Genomic DNA, 18388 nt, shown 5'->3' on the forward strand with positions numbered 1-18388 from the left:
TTTCATGAGATCGAAACGATTTGAAGCGCTGGCGAAACGCCCTGTTAACCAGGACGGTTTTGTGAAGGAATGGATTGAAGAAGGCTTTATTGCAATGGAAAGCCCGAACGATCCAAAACCCTCTATTCGCATCGTCGACGGCGTGGTCACCGAACTGGACGGCAAACCCGTCAGCAAATTTGACCTGATTGATCACTTTATTGCCCGCTATGGCATCAATCTGCAACGCGCGGAAGAAGTGATGAAAATGGACTCCGTGAAGCTCGCCAATATGCTTTGCGATCCAAATGTTAAGCGCAGCGACATCGTACCGCTGACCACCGCCATGACGCCCGCCAAGATTGTGGAAGTCGTCTCCCACATGAACGTGGTGGAGATGATGATGTCGATGCAGAAAATGCGCGCACGTCGTACCCCATCACAACAGGCGCACGTCACCAACGTCAAAGACAACCCGGTGCAGATTGCCGCTGATGCCGCAGAAGGGGCATATCGTGGCTTTGATGAACAGGAAACCACGGTAGCGGTCGCCCGCTATGCGCCTTTTAACGCGATTGCGCTGCTGGTAGGCTCGCAGGTCGGTCGCCCTGGCGTTCTGACCCAGTGTTCACTGGAAGAAGCCACTGAGCTGAAACTCGGTATGCTGGGCCACACCTGCTACGCCGAAACCATCTCGGTGTACGGTACTGAACCGGTCTTCACCGACGGCGATGATACGCCATGGTCAAAAGGCTTCCTCGCCTCCTCTTACGCCTCTCGCGGTCTGAAAATGCGCTTCACTTCCGGTTCCGGTTCCGAAGTGCAGATGGGCTATGCCGAAGGCAAGTCGATGCTGTACCTCGAAGCACGCTGCATTTACATCACCAAGGCCGCGGGCGTTCAGGGGCTGCAAAACGGTTCGGTCAGTTGCGTTGGCGTCCCTTCCGCCGTGCCGTCAGGCATCCGCGCGATCCTCGCCGAAAACCTGATTTGCGCCGCGCTGGATCTCGAATGCGCATCCAGTAACGACCAGACCTTTACCCACTCGGATATGCGTCGTACCGCACGTCTGCTGATGCAGTTCCTACCCGGCACTGACTTTATCTCCTCCGGTTACTCCGCAACGCCGAACTACGACAACATGTTCGCCGGCTCCAACGAAGACGCTGAAGACTTTGATGATTACAACGTCCTCCAGCGCGATCTGAAAGTTGACGGTGGCCTGCGCCCGGTGCGGGAAGAAGACGTTGTCGCCATTCGCAATAAAGCAGCGCGTGCTCTGCAAGCGGTGTTTGCCGGGATGGGACTACCGCCGATTACCGATGAAGAAGTTGAAGCTGCGACCTATGCCCACGGCTCAAAAGACATGCCGGAACGCAACATCGTTGAAGACATCAAGTTTGCGCAGGAAATCATCAATAAAAACCGCGATGGCCTCGAAGTGGTGAAAGCCCTGGCCGAGGGCGGCTACAAAGATGTTGCTCAGGACATGCTCAACATCCAGAAAGCCAAACTGACCGGTGATTACCTGCACACCTCCGCCATTATCGTCGGCGACGGCCTGGTGCTCTCTGCGGTAAACGATGTGAACGATTATGCCGGTCCGGCAACAGGTTATCGCCTGCAAGGTGAACGCTGGGAAGAGATCAAGAACATCCCGGCCGCACTCGATCCAAGCGAATTGGGCTAAGGGGTGAACGATGGAAATCAATGAAAAATTGTTGCGCCAGATAATTGAAAGCGTTCTGGCGGAAATGCAACCCAGTGATAAACCGGTGTCGTTTAATGCGCCAGGCAGTAGCCCGGCAAAATCGGCTTCGGTTGCCGAAGGCAACTTCCTGACCGAAATCGGTGAAGCGAAACCCGGCACCTTACAGGACGAAGTGATCATCGCCGTTGGCCCGGCATTCGGCCTTTCGCAGACGGTCAATATCGTTGGCCTGCCGCACAAAAGCATTCTGCGTGAAGTGATTGCCGGCATCGAGGAAGAAGGCGTGAAGGCACGCGTGATCCGTTGCTTCAAATCTTCCGACGTCGCCTTTGTGGCAGTGGAAGGCAACCGACTGAGCGGCTCGGGTATCTCCGTGGGCATTCAGTCAAAAGGGACAACGGTCATTCACCAGCAAGGATTGCCTCCGCTTTCCAACCTGGAGCTGTTCCCTCAGGCGCCGCTGCTGACCCTTGAAACTTACCGCCAGATTGGCAAGAACGCAGCGCGTTATGCCAAGCGCGAGTCGCCACAACCTGTCCCAACGCTTAATGACCAGATGGCGCGTCCGAAGTATCAGGCCAAATCCGCCATTCTGCACATTAAAGAGACCAAATACGTTGTGACCGGTAAAAACCCGCAAGAGCTGCGCGTAGCGCTTTAAAAGGATAACACCATGAATGCTGATGCAATTGAATCAATGGTTCGTGATGTGCTTAGCCGGATGAACAGCCTGGAGGGAGCCAGTCCTTCTGCGGCAGTCGCCTCGCCTGCTGGCGGCGCGGTGCATCAGGCCAAAGTTAGCGATTACCCGCTGGCGAATAAGCACCCTGAGTGGGTTAAAACCTCGACCAATAAAACCCTCGACGAACTGACGCTGGACAGCGTGCTGAGCGGAAAAATCACCGCCCAGGACATGCGTATTACGCCCGAAACATTACGTATCCAGGCCGCGATTGCCAAAGATGCGGGGCGTGACCGCCTGGCGATGAACTTCGAGCGGGCCGCCGAGCTGACGGCGGTGCCGGATGACCGCATCCTCGACATCTACAACGCTCTGCGCCCTTATCGTTCGTCGAAACAGGAGCTGCTTGATATTGCGGAAGACCTGGAGAGCAAATACAAGGCCAAAATCTGTGCCGCGTTCGTCCGCGAAGCCGCAGCGCTCTATGTCGAGCGTAAAAAACTCAAAGGCGACGATTAATTACAGGGACAGGTTATGCGTTATATAGCTGGCATTGATATTGGAAACTCATCGACCGAAGTGGCGCTTGCCGTTATGGATGAGGCTGGTGCGCTCAATATAGTGAGCAGTGCACTGGCGGAAACCACAGGTATTAAAGGCACTTTGCGTAATGTGTTTGGCATTAAAGAAGCGCTCAACAGGGTTGTTGCAGGCGTGGGTATCTCTGTCAGCGATATTTCGCTCATCCGTATAAATGAAGCCACGCCGGTCATTGGCGATGTGGCGATGGAGACCATTACGGAAACCATCATCACCGAGTCAACCATGATTGGCCATAACCCCAAAACACCCGGCGGGCTTGGCCTGGGCGTGGGCATCACTATTACGCCGGATGAGCTTCTGACGCGCCCGGCGCATGAGCCTTATATCCTGGTGGTCAGCGCTGACTTTGATTTTGCCGATGTGGCGCAGATGGTCAACGCCGCGAACAACGTCGGTTACCAGATCAATGGGGTTATCCTGCAACGGGACGATGGCGTGCTGGTCAATAACCGCCTCAACCGACCAGTGCCCATTGTCGACGAAGTGCTCTATATCGAACGTATTCCGCTGGGGATGCTGGCAGCCATTGAGGTGGCGATGCCGGGAAAAGTAATTGAAAGCCTGTCCAACCCTTACGGGATCGCCACCGTCTTTGCACTGAGCGCAGAGGAGACGCGCAATATCGTTCCCGTTGCCCGCGCGCTGATTGGCACCCGCTCTGCGGTGGTGGTTAAAACCCCGTCCGGCGATGTGAAAGCGCGCTCTATCCCGGCGGGTAATATTGAGCTGATGGCCAAAGGCAGAACCCTGCGCGTCGATGTCGCCGCCGGGGCCGATGCCATTATGAAGGCCGTGAACGAATGCCCGGTGCTCGACAACGTTACCGGCGAGTCAGGGACCAATATTGGCGGCATGCTTGAACATGTTCGCCAGACCATGGCAGAACTCACCAACAAACCGAGCAGCGACATTTTTATCCAGGATTTACTGGCTGTTGATACCGCAGTGCCCGTAAACGTCACCGGTGGCCTGGCCGGTGAGTATTCGCTGGAACAGGCGGTCGGCATCGCCTCGATGGTTAAATCTGACTGTCTGCAAATGGCGATGATTGCCCGTGAAATTGAGCAGCAACTGCATGTCGATGTGCAGGTAGGCGGCGCAGAAGCTGAAGCGGCAATTTTTGGCGCACTCACTACCCCCGGCACATCGAAGCCGCTGGCAATCCTCGACCTTGGCGCAGGTTCAACGGATGCCTCCATTATCAATCCCCAGGGGCAAATTACCGCCACGCATCTGGCCGGGGCCGGGGATATGGTCACCATGATCATCGCCCGCGAACTCGGTCTCGATGACCGTTACCTGGCCGAAGAGATCAAAAAATATCCGCTGGCAAAAGTCGAAAGTCTGTTCCATCTGCGACATGAAGACGGCAGCGTCCAGTTCTTCCCTACCCCGCTACCTCCTGCGGTATTTGCCCGCGTCTGCGTCGTAAAACCTGATGAACTGGTTCCGTTACCCGGCGATCTGGCGCTGGAAAAAGTTCGCCTCATTCGCCGGAGCGCCAAAGAGCGGGTGTTTGTGACCAATGCGCTACGTGCGTTACGCCAGGTCAGCCCAACGGGCAATATTCGTGACATTCCCTTTGTGGTGCTGGTCGGCGGCTCAGCGCTGGATTTTGAAATTCCGCAACTGGTGACCGACGCCCTTGCCCATTACCGGCTGGTTGCCGGGCGGGGAAACATTCGCGGCGTTGAAGGCCCGAGGAATGCGGTCGCCACCGGGCTCATCCTGTCATGGCAGAAGGCGTTTGCTCATGAACATTAATCAGGACAGCCCGGTCATCATCATTACCGCCCTCTCAGAGTGCCAGCCACTCTGGCAGGAAGTGTTATGGGGAATCGAAGAAGAGGGTATTCCCTGGCGCTGGCAGCAGTCATCCGGTGTCGATGTTGTAGCCCACGCCTGGCAGGCGGCGAATCAGTCTGCGCTGCTGGTTGGGGTGGCCTGCGACAACGAAAAACTGGTTATCCATTATCGAAATTTACCCGCGTCAGCACCGCTATTTACGCTGACGCATCATGAAGATCTCCAGTCCCGGCGCGCCGCGGGTAACAACGCCGCCAGACTGGTTAAAGGGATACCGTTCAGGTAACCACTTTTTATGCCCTAAATAGTTCGAGTGGCAGGAAGGCGGCGAGCAAGCGAGTCCCGATGAGCTTACTCAGGTAAGTGATTCGGGTGAACGAGTGTGGCCAACACACCTGCAACTTGAAGTATGACGGGTATATCCATAAACAGGAGAACTGCAGTATGAACAACGCATTGGGACTGGTTGAAACAAAAGGTCTGGTGGGTGCAATCGAAGCCGCCGATGCCATGGTGAAATCTGCCAACGTGCAGCTGGTGGGCTACGAAAAAATTGGCTCAGGGCTGGTCACCGTGATGGTTCGTGGTGATGTCGGTGCCGTCAAAGCGGCGGTGGACGCGGGTGCTGCGGCGGCAAGTGCCGTGGGCGAAGTGAAATCCTGCCATGTGATCCCGCGCCCGCACAGCGACGTCGAAGCTATTTTACCCAAATCAGCCTGACCGTCAGCGAAAGGAGCACAGCGTGAAGCAATCACTGGGATTACTTGAAGTTAGCGGTCTGGCACTGGCCATCAGTTGCGCGGATGTTATGGCGAAAGCCGCTTCCATCACGCTGCTTGGTATGGAAAAAACCAATGGTTCCGGCTGGACGGTCATCAAAGTCACCGGGGATGTGGCGTCCGTTCAGTCCGCCATTATCACCGGTGCGCATTTTGCCCAGGCGCGTGACGGCCTGGTGGCGCAGAAAGTTATTGCTCGCCCTGCTGACGGGATCATGGCCCTTTCGCCTGAGCCTGTCATTGTTCACCGAGCAGCCGTTGAACCAGCGACGGAGATCAAGGATACGGTGGTACTGCAGGAAACAGCGGCTGAAGAAGTGGTTGAGACCACATCCTCAGCGGCTGAGACCTCGCTTGTCACCTGTAATCTCTGCCTGGATCCACTCTGCCCGCGACAAAAGGGGGAGCCACGCACGCTATGCATTCATAGCGGTCAGCGAGGGGAATAAATATGGATAAGCAGGTTATCGAACATGTTGTCACTCAGGTGTTGGATGAGATGCGTGCGCGTCCCATCCCTCTGGGTATATCGAACCGACACATCCATCTTTCACAACAGGATTTTGACCGGTTGTTTCCCGGGCAAAAGGTGACGGTTAAAAAAGCGCTGTTGCAGCCCGGGTATTTTGCCGCCGAGCAAACCGTCACCCTGGTCGGGCCAAAAGGACAGTTGAAAAACGTTCGCCTGCTCGGCCCGCTGCGGGGCGCCAGCCAGGTTGAGATTTCGCGTACCGATGCCCGAACGCTGGGCGTGTCGGCACCGCTGCGCATGTCCGGCAATCTGGCTGGAACGCCAGGCATCAGGCTGGTCAGCCCCTGGGCGGAAATGGAGCTGCCTGAGGGCGTCATTGTGGCCCAGCGTCATATCCATATGTCGCCGCTTGATGCGCTGGTATTACGCGTATCCCATGGCGATAACGTCCGGGTTGCCATCGAAGGAACCGGGCGTCGGGTTATTTTTGACGATGTCGCCATTCGCGTCTCACCGGGTCTGTTGCTGGAAATGCATATCGATACCGATGAGGCCAATGCCTCCGGCGCCGATGAGTCTGGCGCGTTCGCACGTCTGGTTCCGCGCGCATGAACAGCGAGCAGATGCAGCACATTGTCGAGCTTATCGCGGCCCGGTTGCTTGCCCGGGTCAATAATGCCGTGACCCTGAGTCAGGAGGAGCTACGGCATGGGTCTGCAATGGCGCATTTTTTGACCCACGACACCTTATACGTGCAACAGACAGAGATGGGCTTTTTACACCAACTGGCCGAAGGCGACCAGGACAATACCGCCGTCGCCCATCTGTTCGAAGCCTTTAGTCTGGGGATGCGCGTCACTGTCACCCTCAACAGCCGGTTACTGCGCTGCCTGCCCCTGCGCGCGCTGGCAAAGCTGCCCCTCTCACTTTGTGACGAGCAGCGAAACGGCGTTCATCTCTGTTCCGGCAACCTGGTGAGCTACCGGGATGTTGTGGGGCTGAACGGCGGCTGGCTGGTGACATCGCGTAAAACAATTATCACGGCACTGGCACGTGAGACGCTGACCGCACGGCACATTCGTCTGCTTAAGCAGGAGTAAATCATGCATCTCGCAAAGGTTACGGGTTCGGTGGTTTCAACGCAAAAGTCTGCCTCTCTGGTTGGCAAAAAGCTGCTGCTGGTACGGCGGATTACCGCTGACGGGGAATTACCCCTTAACCCAACACAGGGTGATGAAGTGGCGGTGGACTCCGTGGGGGCAGGTATTGGCGAACTGGTGCTGCTCAGCAGCGGCTCCAGCGCAAGGCATGTGTTTTCTGGCCCCAACGAAGCCATTGATTTGGCGGTTGTGGGCATTGTCGACACCCTGTCGCGCTAAGGAGAAACAATGGCTATCTACACCCGTACAGGCGATGCCGGCACCACTGCGCTGTTCAGCGGCCAACGCGTGAGTAAAACCCATCCCAGGGTTGAGGCCTACGGCACGCTGGATGAACTGAATTCAGCCCTGAGTCTGTGCGCCTGCGCGGTTCGCTCCCCCGAAGCCCGTGCGCTTCTGGAAAAGATTGAACTGCAAATTTTCTGGTTTTGCGCAGAGCTTGCCAGTGAAAGCGAGACGCCCTCCCCGAAGCAGCGTTACATCAGCACCGAAGAAATTGACGCGCTTGAGCAGGCCATCGATGCGGCCATGGCAAAAATCGATAGCGTACACAGCTTTATTTTACCTGGCCGTTGCGAAGCGGCGGCACGCCTGCATTTTGCCCGCACCCTTGCGCGGCGGGCCGAGCGCCGGCTGGTGGAACTAAATGAACAGATCAATGTTCGTCAGGTGCTGCTGCGCTATATCAATCGTCTCTCCGACTGCCTGTTTGCTCTGGCGCGCTTTGAAGACAATCTCGAGCATCAGCAAAAAATCATTCATGAGGTGACGACGCGTTACCGTGCCGCCACGCAAACCCACCCGGCAAAGGATGACCCTATGTCCCTGTCATTTCATGAACTTCATCAACTGGCAAAAGCGGCGCTCACCCGGGCCGGAGAGATCGGTATTCCGGTGGTAATCAGCGTCGTGGATGCCCACGGCATTGAGATGCTGACCTGGCGTATGCCTGATGCCCTGCTGGTCAGTAGCTCCCTGGCGCCGAAAAAGGCCTGGACCGCGGTTGCCATGAAGTCAGCCACACACGAACTCTCCGATGCCGTGCAGCCAGGACGCGCGCTGTATGGCTTAGATGCGCACATGGAAGGCAAGGTGGTGACCTTTGGCGGCGGCTTCCCCCTCTGGCGCGACAACAACATTCTTGGTGGTCTTGGTGTCAGCGGAGGTTCCGTTGAACAGGACATGGATATTGCTCAGACCGCAATTGCGGCGATAAACATGGGAAAAAAACAATGAATTCGACCGATCTGGAAACTCTCATTCGCACCATTCTGAGCGAACAACTCGCACCCGTTGAAGAGAAAAAAGAGTGTGCCGTACAGGGCATTTTTGCCACACCGGCGCAAGCCATTGATGCAGCGCATCAGGCCTTTTTACGCTATCAGCAATGCCCGTTAAAAACCCGCAGTGCCATTATCAGCGGTATTCGCGACGAGCTGGCGCCTCATCTGGCAGTGCTTGCCGAAGAGAGCGCCACTGAAACCGGAATGGGGAATAAAGAAGATAAATTTCTTAAGAATAAAGCCGCTCTGGAAAACACTCCCGGCATTGAAGATCTCACCACCACCGCCTTAACCGGCGACGGCGGTATGGTGCTGTTTGAGTACTCGCCTTTTGGCGTCATTGGCTCGGTCGCCCCCAGCACCAACCCGACGGAAACCATTATTAATAACAGCATCAGCATGCTGGCCGCGGGTAATACCATCTATTTCAGCCCCCATCCGGGCGCGAAAAAAGTGTCACTCAAACTGATACAGATGATTGAGGAGATCGCGTTTCGTCATACTGGTATCCGTAATCTGGTCGTCACCGTTGCTGAACCGACCTTTGAAGCAACCCAGCAGATGATGGCTCACCCCAAAATTGCCCTGCTGGCCATTACCGGGGGACCCGGCATTGTACTGATGGGGTTGAAAAGCGGTAAAAAAGTGGTTGGCGCGGGTGCGGGTAACCCGCCCTGCATCGTGGATGAAACCGCTGATTTGGTGAAAGCCGCGGAAGACATCATTAACGGGGCCTCCTTTGACTACAACCTGCCGTGCATTGCGGAAAAAAGCCTGATTGTGGTCGATTGCGTTGCCGATCGCCTGATGCAACAGATGCAGGCCTTTGGCGCACTGCGTATTACCGGGAACGATATCGATAAGCTGCGTGCGGTGTGCATTATTGATGGCGTCGCCAACAAAAAGCTGGTGGGGAAAAGCCCGGCCACCATTCTGCAAGCCGCAGGGTTGAGTGTGCCCCCCAAAGCGCCACGGCTGCTGATCGCCGAAGTGGCCGGTGATGATCCCCTGGTCACCGCAGAGCAACTGATGCCTGTGTTGCCTGTTGTTCGGGTGGCGGATTTTGACGCCGCGCTGGCGCTGGCGCTGGTGGTTGAAGAAGGGTTGCACCACACGGCAGTCATGCATTCACAAAACGTCTCCCGCTTAAACCTGGCGGCACGCAGCCTGCAAACCTCCATCTTTGTCAAAAACGGGCCGTCTTACGCAGGCATCGGCGTCGGTGGCGAAGGCTTTACCACCTTTACCATCGCCACGCCGACGGGTGAAGGCACAACATCGGCAAAAACCTTCGCCCGCTCGCGCCGTTGCGTGCTGACGAACGGCTTTTCGATTCGCTAAACGGGGTTGTTATGAACAGATTTTCGCTGCAAACACGGCTCTATAGCGGAACAGGTAGCCTTGAGGTGTTGAAGCGCTTTCGCGGGAAGCACATCTGGATTATCTGCGATGGCTTTCTGGCTCACTCGCCATTAATTGAGATGCTAAAGCAGGCGATCCCGGCAGAAAATCAGGTCAGTGTCTTTAGCGATATCACACCGGATCCCACGATTGCGACCGTGGTCGAAGGTATTACGCAAATGCAGACGCTCAGACCACATGTGGTGATGGGTTTTGGCGGTGGATCCGCGCTGGATGCCGCCAAAGCCATTGTCTGGTTCAGTAAGCAGCTCGGTATTGATATCGAAACCTGCGTCGCCATTCCGACCACCAGCGGGACGGGGTCGGAGGTGACCAGCGCCTGTGTTATCAGCGACCCGCAAAAAGGGATCAAATACCCGCTTTTCGACAATGCGCTATACCCGGACATTGCCATTCTCGACCCGATGCTGGTCGTGAGCGTCCCTCCGGCGATTACCGCGAATACCGGACTGGATGTCCTGACCCATGCGCTGGAAGCCTACGTTTCGCCGAAAGCCAGCGACTTCACCGATGCGCTGGCAGAAAAAGCGACGCAACTGGTGTTTCAGTACCTGCCTGTTGCCGTGCGCGACGGCGAGTGTCTGGCCACCCGCGGGAAAATGCACAATGCCTCCACCCTTGCAGGTATGGCATTTAGCCAGTCCGGTCTGGGGATTAACCATGCGATTGCCCACCAGTTGGGCGGGCAATTTCACCTGCCGCACGGTCTGGCTAATGCCCTGTTGCTTAGCGCCGTCATTCAGTTCAATGCGCAGGATAAACGTGCGGCGCGCCGCTATGCGCGACTGGCAAAAGCCTGTCATTTCTGCCCGCCCGCCGCCAATGAGCAGGTGGCGGTTAATGCGCTGGTCCGCCAGATTGAGCAGCTTAAAAAGCAGTGCAATATCCCCTCATTCGCCAGCGCCCTGAAGACCACGCCCCACCATTTTCGGGAGCGTATTCCCGCCATGGTGGAGGCCGCGCTGGCCGATGTCACCATCAAAACGACCCCGCGTCCTGCTGACGCTGCGGCTATCCGTCACCTGCTGGAGGAATTATTGTGAGTGAAGCCGCTGTTCTCTCGCCGTCCTTTGGAGAGCTGAGCCAGGTATCGGCTGACACCATTCGCGACAGAGTGCGTGCCGCCGGTGTGGTTGGTGCAGGTGGCGCCGGATTTCCGACTTACGTCAAACTTGCGGCCAAAGTGGACATTTTTCTGATCAACGCCGCCGAATGCGAGCCAATGCTGAAGGTGGATCAGCAGCTTATGCCCCAACAGGCACCGCGTCTGATTCGCGGTATTCTCTATGGCATGACGGCCACTGGCGCAACCCAGGGGATCATCGCCCTTAAAGAGAAATATCAGCCGGCAATAGAGGCGCTCACGCTACTGCTGCCCCCGCAGATCCGCCTGCATATTCTGCCTGATGTTTATCCCGCCGGCGATGAAGTCATCACTATCTGGCTGGCAACCGGTCGCCGGGTGCCGCCCGCAGCGCTGCCAACAAGCGTTGGCGTGGTGGTGAACAACGTACAAACGGTACTGAATATCGCGCGGGCGGTTGAACAGCAATACCCCGTCACCCGCCGCACGTTAACGGTTAATGGTGCTGTCCGCCATCCGCTGACCGTCACCGTCCCTTTAGGCATCTCTCTGCGTGAAGTGCTGGCGCTGGCAGGCGGAGCCACCGTCGATGATCCGGGTTTTATCAACGGGGGGCCGATGATGGGCGGGCTGATTACCTCTCTGGATACGCCGGTGACCAAAACCACCGGCGGTCTGTTGGTGCTTCCCAAAGCGCATCCGCTGATCCAGCGCCGTATGCAGGACGATCGCACCGTGCTGACTATCGCCCGGACGGTATGTGAACACTGCCGACTGTGCACCGATCTGTGCCCGCGCCACATCATTGGGCATGAACTCTCCCCGCACCTGCTGGTACGGGCCGTCAATTATCAGAACGTCGCCACCCCTTCAACGTTGCTCAGCGCGCTGACCTGTTCTGAGTGCAACGTTTGCGAAAGCGTTGCCTGCCCGGTGGGAATTTCGCCGATGAGGGTTAACCGCCTGCTGAAAGCGGAACTCCGTGCCAGCGGCGCCCGTTACGAAGGTCCGCTGCGTGAAGCGGATGAAATGGCGCGCTATCGTCTGACGCCGGTGAAACGCCTGATAAGCAAACTGGGGCTGAGAGACTGGTACCAGCCAGCCCCGATGGAAGAGATGAGCACCGAACCTTCGCAGGTGGTCCTTCCTCTACGCCAGCACATCGGCGCACCCGCAACCCCCTGCGTCCGGCAGGGAGAGCGGGTTTCGCGTGGTCAGTGTATTGCCGATGTGCCCCTGGGGGCTCTGGGGGTTTCGCTCCATGCCAGCATCGACGGTGTTATTGCGTCGGTGACAGATCAGGCTATTACAGTTGTACGAGGATAACCATGTCACAAGCCATTGGAATACTTGAACTTACCAGCATCGCAAAAGGCATGGAGCTTGGCGATGTCATGTTAAAAAGCGCCAACGTGACGCTGCTGGTCAGCAAAACCCTGTGCCCCGGAAAATTCCTGCTGATGATTGGCGGGGATGTGGGCGCGGTTCAGCAGGCAATTGCCGCCGGTGACAGCAAGGCGGGTGAAATGCTGGTAGACAGCATTGTGCTCCCCAATATTCATGCTTCTGTTCTGCCCGCCATTAGCGGACTCAACGCGGTGGAGAACCGTCAGGCTGTCGGCATAGTGGAAACCTGGAGCGTCGCGGCCTGTATCAGTGCCGCCGATCGCGCCGTGAAAGCGGCGAATGTAACGCTGGTGCGCGTGCATATGGCATTCGGTATTGGGGGAAAATGTTACATGGTGGTAGCGGGCGATATCTCAGACGTTGAAAACGCGGTCACTGTTGCCAGTGAAAGCGCTGGAGAAAAAGGGTTACTGGTGTATCGCTCGGTGATCCCCCGCCCTCATGAAGCCATGTGGCGACAAATTGTGGAGGGCTAATGGAAACACAACGCAGTACGGAACGCATGATCCAGGAGTATGTGCCCGGTAAACAAGTCACCCTGGCGCACCTGATTGCCAACCCCGGCAAGGAACTCTACAAAAAACTGGGGCTGAGCGAAACGGCATCAGCTATAGGGATCCTGACCATTACGCCCAGCGAGGCCTCCATTATTGCCTGTGATATCGCGACCAAATCCGGGGCCGTCGAGATCGGTTTTATTGACCGTTTCACCGGGGCCGTGGTGCTGACGGGGGATGTGTCTTCGGTGGAATATGCCCTGCGCCAGGTAACCCGATCGCTTGGCGAAATGTTGCAGTTCACCACCTGCCCGGTGACACGGACCTGATGCCATGAAAAGAATGATGCTTATCGGCCCGAGCCTGTGCGGCAAAACCACCCTGATCCAGAGTTTACGCGGGGAGGCGATTCACTACCAAAAAACCCAGGCGATTATCTGGTCGCCAGAAACCATAGATACACCAGGCGAATACATTGAAAACCGCTGCCTGTACAGTGCGCTGTTAACCAGCGCCTGCGAGGCCGATGTCATCGCTCTGGTGCTGAATGCCGACGCCCAGTGGTGCCCGTTTTCCCCTGGTTTCACCTTACCGATGAATCGCCCAACCATCGGGATCATCACCAAAACAGACCTCGCGCAGGACGAACAAATTACCCGTACAGCCCAATGGCTGGTGCAGTCCGGCGCCCAACAACTTTTCTTCACCAGCGCGCAAACCGGAAAAGGTATCGCGCAGGTGATGGACTATCTTCAACCCCAGGAGCTTTCATGTCCCGCACCATAATGGCGGTCAACGCCGGTAGTTCTTCCCTGAAATTTCAGCTACTTACTATGCCTGCTGGTACCCTGTTGTGCCAGGGTCTGATTGAGCGCATAGGCTTACCTGATGCTATTTTCACGCTGAAACAGGGGGAGCAAAAATGGCAGGAAACGCGCGCGATCCCTGACCATAAAGAAGCCGCCACCCTGCTGCTGGAAAAACTGCTTTCGCACAATATCATCCCGTCTTTGCAGGCGATTGACGGCGTCGGCCACCGTGTGGCTCACGGGGGCGAAACCTTTAAAGATTCAGCACTGATTACCGACGACGCGCTTGCAGAAATCGAGCGACTGGCCGAACTGGCGCCGCTGCACAATCCGGTTAACGCTGCGGGGATCCACATCTTTAAACAGGCATTACCCCATGCCCCGGCCGTTGCTGTATTCGACACCTCTTTTCATCAGACGCTGGAACAAAGCGCATTTATCTACCCCCTGCCCTGGCGCTACTACGATGAGCTGGGCATCCGTCGATACGGCTTCCACGGTACCAGTCATAAATATGTCAGCCAGTTGATGGCGGAGAAACTCGGGGTCCCGTTAAGTGCGCTGCGGGTCATCACTTGTCACCTGGGCAACGGTAGCAGCCTGTGCGCCATCAAAGGTGGGCGCTCAGTGAATACGTCGATGGGCTTTACACCGCAATCCGGCGTAATGATGGGTACCCGCAGTGGTGACATTGACCCGTCTATTTTGCCATGGGTCGCGTTGCGGGAAGGGAAAACGCCAGCCCAATTGAATACCCTATTAAATAATGAATCCGGGCTGCTGGGCGTCTCCGGCGTCTCGAATGATTTTCGCGATGTGGAGCAGGCGGCAAATGACGGCAACGAGCGCGCAGCCCTAGCGTTAACCCTTTTTGCCGAGCGCATTCGCGCCACAATCGGCAGCTACATTATGCAACTGGGGGGACTGGACGTACTGTTATTCACCGGAGGGATTGGTGAAAACTCAGCCCGCGCAAGGGAGGCAATTTGTCGGGATCTCCACTTCCTTGGCCTGGACGTCGATGCGCAAAAGAACCAGCGTAATGCCACTTTTATTCAAACTGAACATTCCGTGGTCAAAGTGGCGGTGATTAACACCAACGAAGAGTTGATGATTGCCCGTGACGTGATGCGTATTGCTCTGCCTGCCAGTGTGGAGAGCGCGGCATGACAGGTAAAGTCTGGCTGGTCGGGGCCGGTCCCGGCGATCCGGAATTGCTTACCGTGAAAGGTCTGAACTGCCTGCGTAAAGCCGAGGCCGTCGTGTTTGACCGCCTGGTTAATCCGCAGTTATTGCAGGAAGCACCTGCGGATTGCGAATTTCATGATGTGGGCAAAGAGGCCAATTGCCACCCTATCCCGCAGCCACAAATCAATCAAATCCTGATCGACTGCGCCCGACGTGGGCTCAATGTGGTGCGCTTAAAAGGCGGCGACCCTTTTGTCTTCGGGCGCGGAAGCGAAGAGCTGCTGGCGTTACGTGAACAAGGACTGGCGGTGGAGGTCGTGCCAGGCATCACTTCCGCCATCGGCGGACTGGCCGCCGCAGGCATCCCCGTCACCCACCGGCATTGCGCTTCCAGCTTTCATGTCGTCACCGGTCATTTGCAGGAGGGCAAAGAACCTCAGGACTGGCAGAAGCTGGCGGGTCTTTCAGGCACTCTGGTTATCCTGATGGGGATGTCGCAAATTCGTACCATCTGCGCGGCATTGCTGGATGCAGGGAAAGCAGCAAATACGCCGGCGGCGGTGGTGATGCGTGCCAGTACTCCGCACCAGCAGGTAGTCAGTGCGCCGCTGTCGCAACTGGCGGAAAAAAGTGAGGCTGCGGGCTTTCACGCACCGGCGCTGATTGTTATCGGCGAGGTGGTGTCACTACGAGAAATCCTGGCCTTTAGCCGATCGGCGTGACACTATCCAGGCGGTATTCTTTTTAAGAGAGGTTAAACGTGGCGCTGGCGCGGTGTCCTGCATCCTGCGGTGAAATCATTCAGGGATGGATCGAGGGCAGTGAAAAACTGGTCTCCTGCCCGATCGACTGGTACAGCGAGGTTGAAATTACCCGTGGCTCACCGCGGGGGGATGAGCGCCCGCTGGTCAGGGCAATGGTCAACCAGGTGCTGGCACACTGGCAATTGCCCGCCTCTCTGAGTCCGCATATTCGTATTGACTGTCGTTCGACCATCCCCGTTGCCAAGGGGATGGCGAGCAGCACGGCAGATATTGCGGCAACCGCCGTGGCCACCTCCCGCCATTTTGGCTATTCACTTGATGAAGCCACGCTCGCCCGCCTGTGCGTCAGCCTGGAGCCGACCGACAGCACCGTTTTCCGTCATCTCACCCTTTTTGATCACAATACGGCCAGCACCCATATCGCCTGCAAAGGCCTGCCCGCAATGGACATCCTGCTACTGGAAAGCCCTCTGACGCTTCGCACCGAAGACTATCATCGCCTGCCACGACAGCAGATATTGCAGGCCAGTGCCGGGGAACTCGACAAAGCATGGCAACTGGTACAAAAAGCCTGTGAGCACAACTCACCGGCGCTGCTCGGGCAGGCTGCCACGCGCAGTGCCAGCGTCAGCCAGCGTCTGTTACCCAAACCGGGTTTTGATACCCTGGTGGCACTGGTTGAAGAATGCGATCTGTACGGCTTAAACGTCGCACATAGCGGCAGCGTGGTTGGGTTACTTCTGGATCGTGAAAAACACGATGTTGAAGAGATAAGCTGGCGACTGGATGCTCCGGCATTACAGGCTCACTGGCCAAAGCGTCATTTACTACGGATGGTGGAGGGCGGCGTAAAAGAACGGTGAGAGAGGCCTCTCACCGCAGGATGATTTATTCTGCTTTGATTTCAACAGGTTTTTGCTCACCCATCGATTTCAGTTTCTTGGAGATTTCGCGACGCTCTTTCGAGATTTCAGCATTTTTGATGATGTAATCGTCCACGCGATCTTCGTAGTCGCTTTTCATGCTGGCGATAATGCCCTGAATGGCTTCAACGCTCATACCCGGCTTGATGTAGTCGCTCAGGTTGTCCAGCAGCAGCACACGCTTCTGGTTGTCACGGATCTTTTTCTCAACGTCCTGGATTTCGCGTTGCAGTTTATTCTTACGGCGGAACAGACGAACAAACTCCAGTACGTCCTGGAATGAAGGCTTAATTGTTTCCATTTTGGCACCCCTGATAATGTAAGATTCGGATTCGTTAAAGCAACCGCTAAAGGGTAGACCTTACTTTTAGCCGTCGCTGATGACAATGGTTTACCCGTCATACTTCAAGCTGTATGTGCGTTGGCTGTTCTCGTTCACCCGAATCACTTACCTAAGTAAGCTCATCGGGACTCGCTCGCTTGCCGCCTGCCTGCAACTCGAATTAATTAGGGTAATGTTCTTCCCCTATCATAACCTCAAATCTGGCTGAATCGAAACAAGCCGCCATCTTTTCGGGATTATATGCAGTTTATTTGCGCAGCGCCCGGCAAATCAGATGCGACATCAATTCAAGCTGGCGCGCCAGTTCCATACTCAGCCACACATACCCGTGGATGGAGTTTTCGGCAAGCGCATCCCCCTGATGTTCGCGCAGGAGCTCGCGCAATTCAGCCACAATATCATTGAGTTTTTCGCTGTTGGCGATAATCGGCTGGGGATTTCCTTCATATAAGGCATGGGCGATCGTCAGCAGGGTTTGCTGGGTCATTTGCTGCGTTTCACGCAGCGTATGCGCGTTAAGCATCACAAAATGACTGGAACGCGAAGCCCAGTAGGCATTGATTTGCAGCTCAAGCATACACACCATATTGCGACTGACGGTCTGGATGGCTTCAAAAATCGCTTTTTGAATGTGCGTCTCTTTACTGGCCGGGGTGATGAGACCACGGATTTTGACCACGTCGTTGAGGATTTTTTGCAGGTGTTTTTCCAGTCGTGGACGCTCCACCAGGTTCATCGAAAAACCCGCCTGGTAAACGCGATTAAAGGCCGTTACGTAGCTGGCCATCTGAATACGCCAGTGTATAAAAGCCCGCTGCGGCCAGATGCCGGTAAAAAGCATCGCCAGCAAAGAACCAAAAATCACATCGCCGCTTCGCCAGAGTGCGGTTTCCATATCACCGGCTGGTGCACCCACCACCACCGAAAGCGTAATACCGATAAGCAAAGCCTGGTACGGTTTTTTCCCCAGCGCCAGCCAGCCGCAGAGGAACATGGCTCCGGCACACCACAACAGCATAACCGGCAGAGAGAGAAGCTCCAGCTTAAGGGCAATCAACCCCAGCACCGAACCACAGATGGTGCCGCCAATACGATCAAAGGCGCGGGGAACCACGTTTCCCCAGAAGGATATCGGCCCCATCACCACCACCAGGGTAATCAATGGCCATGTACCCTCAGGAATATTCAGCAATCGCACCAGCAGAAACGTCAGGATAAAGGCCAGTGCGATACGAACCCCGTGGACGACGCGGTAATGACGATAAAGGCGAATTTCAAAAGGACTGAGTGATTTGTCGGGGCGCACACCCGCTCTCCGGTCAAAAAAACGAAGGCGCAATTGTAGCGATTTTTCTGCGGCAGGGATCACTGTCCAGAACAAAAAAAGTAACGAATAAGGTGTACTAGCTCAGACCTGATCTGACAGTTACCGGTTATTTATACAGGTGTCTGTCAGATTAAATCTGGTTCAGATTT

At 56.0% G+C, this 18388-nt stretch carries 22 protein-coding genes; 20 read left to right on the forward strand and 2 right to left on the reverse strand.

Going from position 1 to position 18388, the window contains the following annotated elements; genetic code table 11:
• The first annotated feature begins 4 nt into the window (after positions 1-4).
• The 20 genes from pduC to ACSZO4_RS10305 all read left to right on the forward strand — a co-directional run bounded on the left by pduC (position 5) and on the right by ACSZO4_RS10305 (position 16509).
• Positions 5-1669, forward strand: a complete 1665-nt coding sequence (gene pduC / locus ACSZO4_RS10210; protein ID WP_437888814.1) for a propanediol dehydratase large subunit PduC — start codon at positions 5-7, stop codon at positions 1667-1669.
• Between the two features lie 10 nt (positions 1670-1679).
• On the forward strand, positions 1680-2351 hold the full coding sequence (locus tag ACSZO4_RS10215; protein ID WP_437888815.1) for a propanediol/glycerol family dehydratase medium subunit: 672 nt from the start codon (positions 1680-1682) through the stop codon (positions 2349-2351).
• Between the two features lie 12 nt (positions 2352-2363).
• Entirely contained in the window at positions 2364-2891 is a 528-nt protein-coding gene (pduE, locus tag ACSZO4_RS10220) for a propanediol dehydratase small subunit PduE (protein WP_437888816.1), read from the forward strand.
• Positions 2892-2906: 15 nt separating this feature from the next.
• Positions 2907-4739 carry a diol dehydratase reactivase subunit alpha gene (locus tag ACSZO4_RS10225; protein WP_437888817.1) on the forward strand — a complete coding sequence of 611 codons (1833 nt, stop codon included), beginning with the start codon at positions 2907-2909 and terminating at the stop codon, positions 4737-4739.
• Positions 4729-5067 carry a glycerol dehydratase reactivase beta/small subunit family protein gene (locus tag ACSZO4_RS10230; RefSeq protein ID WP_437888818.1) on the forward strand — a complete coding sequence of 113 codons (339 nt, stop codon included), beginning with the start codon at positions 4729-4731 and terminating at the stop codon, positions 5065-5067. Before ACSZO4_RS10225 ends, ACSZO4_RS10230 begins: the two co-directional genes overlap by 11 nt.
• Before the next feature lie 158 nt (positions 5068-5225).
• Positions 5226-5501 (forward strand): propanediol utilization microcompartment protein PduJ, encoded by a 276-nt coding sequence (pduJ, locus tag ACSZO4_RS10235; RefSeq protein ID WP_041851911.1) that lies wholly within the window; start codon positions 5226-5228, stop codon positions 5499-5501.
• A 22-nt stretch (positions 5502-5523) separates the two neighbouring features.
• Positions 5524-6009 (forward strand): BMC domain-containing protein, encoded by a 486-nt coding sequence (locus ACSZO4_RS10240; RefSeq protein WP_437888819.1) that lies wholly within the window; start codon positions 5524-5526, stop codon positions 6007-6009.
• A 2-nt stretch (positions 6010-6011) separates the two neighbouring features.
• On the forward strand, positions 6012-6644 hold the full coding sequence (locus tag ACSZO4_RS10245) for a phosphate propanoyltransferase (RefSeq protein WP_437888820.1): 633 nt from the start codon (positions 6012-6014) through the stop codon (positions 6642-6644).
• The gene (gene pduM / locus ACSZO4_RS10250) at positions 6641-7132 is read left to right on the forward strand and encodes a PduM family microcompartment protein (RefSeq protein ID WP_437888821.1); all 492 of its coding nucleotides are present in this window, start codon (positions 6641-6643) and stop codon (positions 7130-7132) included. The genes ACSZO4_RS10245 and pduM overlap by 4 nt, the downstream gene beginning before the upstream one ends.
• A gap of 3 nt (positions 7133-7135) precedes the next feature.
• Positions 7136-7411, forward strand: coding sequence for a EutN/CcmL family microcompartment protein (locus ACSZO4_RS10255; RefSeq protein ID WP_437888822.1), 276 nt, complete (start codon positions 7136-7138; stop codon positions 7409-7411).
• 9 nt (positions 7412-7420) lie between these two features.
• Positions 7421-8428 (forward strand): two-domain cob(I)yrinic acid a,c-diamide adenosyltransferase PduO, encoded by a 1008-nt coding sequence (pduO, locus tag ACSZO4_RS10260; RefSeq protein ID WP_437888823.1) that lies wholly within the window; start codon positions 7421-7423, stop codon positions 8426-8428.
• On the forward strand, positions 8425-9816 hold the full coding sequence (gene pduP, locus ACSZO4_RS10265) for a CoA-acylating propionaldehyde dehydrogenase PduP (RefSeq protein WP_437888824.1): 1392 nt from the start codon (positions 8425-8427) through the stop codon (positions 9814-9816). The genes pduO and pduP overlap by 4 nt, the downstream gene beginning before the upstream one ends.
• A gap of 11 nt (positions 9817-9827) precedes the next feature.
• Complete coding sequence (locus ACSZO4_RS10270; protein WP_437888825.1) at positions 9828-10940, forward strand: 1-propanol dehydrogenase PduQ; 1113 nt, start codon at positions 9828-9830, stop codon at positions 10938-10940.
• 35 nt (positions 10941-10975) lie between these two features.
• Entirely contained in the window at positions 10976-12307 is a 1332-nt protein-coding gene (locus ACSZO4_RS10275; protein WP_437888836.1) for a 4Fe-4S dicluster domain-containing protein, read from the forward strand.
• 2 nt (positions 12308-12309) lie between these two features.
• Entirely contained in the window at positions 12310-12864 is a 555-nt protein-coding gene (gene pduT, locus ACSZO4_RS10280; RefSeq protein WP_437888826.1) for a propanediol utilization microcompartment protein PduT, read from the forward strand.
• Positions 12864-13214: a propanediol utilization microcompartment protein PduU gene (gene pduU, locus ACSZO4_RS10285; protein ID WP_437888827.1), complete on the forward strand. Its 351-nt coding sequence runs from the start codon at positions 12864-12866 to the stop codon at positions 13212-13214. Before pduT ends, pduU begins: the two co-directional genes overlap by 1 nt.
• 4 nt (positions 13215-13218) lie before the next feature.
• Positions 13219-13671: a EutP/PduV family microcompartment system protein gene (locus ACSZO4_RS10290; protein ID WP_437888828.1), complete on the forward strand. Its 453-nt coding sequence runs from the start codon at positions 13219-13221 to the stop codon at positions 13669-13671.
• On the forward strand, positions 13656-14864 hold the full coding sequence (locus tag ACSZO4_RS10295) for an acetate/propionate family kinase (RefSeq protein ID WP_437888829.1): 1209 nt from the start codon (positions 13656-13658) through the stop codon (positions 14862-14864). Before ACSZO4_RS10290 ends, ACSZO4_RS10295 begins: the two co-directional genes overlap by 16 nt.
• On the forward strand, positions 14861-15604 hold the full coding sequence (cobA, locus tag ACSZO4_RS10300) for a uroporphyrinogen-III C-methyltransferase (protein ID WP_437888830.1): 744 nt from the start codon (positions 14861-14863) through the stop codon (positions 15602-15604). The genes ACSZO4_RS10295 and cobA overlap by 4 nt, the downstream gene beginning before the upstream one ends.
• Before the next feature lie 38 nt (positions 15605-15642).
• A complete protein-coding gene (locus tag ACSZO4_RS10305; RefSeq protein ID WP_437888831.1) occupies positions 15643-16509 on the forward strand; it encodes an L-threonine kinase in 867 nt (288 codons plus the stop codon).
• Between the two features lie 25 nt (positions 16510-16534).
• On the opposite strand, the gene ACSZO4_RS10310 is transcribed toward ACSZO4_RS10305, so the two are convergent.
• Together ACSZO4_RS10310 and ACSZO4_RS10315 are read right to left on the reverse strand one after the other, a co-directional pair.
• Positions 16535-16870 carry a DUF496 family protein gene (locus ACSZO4_RS10310; protein WP_437888832.1) on the reverse strand — a complete coding sequence of 112 codons (336 nt, stop codon included), beginning with the start codon at positions 16868-16870 and terminating at the stop codon, positions 16535-16537.
• A 289-nt stretch (positions 16871-17159) separates the two neighbouring features.
• On the reverse strand, positions 17160-18218 hold the full coding sequence (locus tag ACSZO4_RS10315; RefSeq protein WP_437888833.1) for an FUSC family protein: 1059 nt from the start codon (positions 18216-18218) through the stop codon (positions 17160-17162).
• Positions 18219-18388 lie beyond the last annotated feature (170 nt).

Source organism: Phytobacter sp. V91 (genome assembly GCF_965644225.1).
Taxonomy (GTDB): Bacteria; Pseudomonadota; Gammaproteobacteria; order Enterobacterales; family Enterobacteriaceae; genus CBFFRJ01.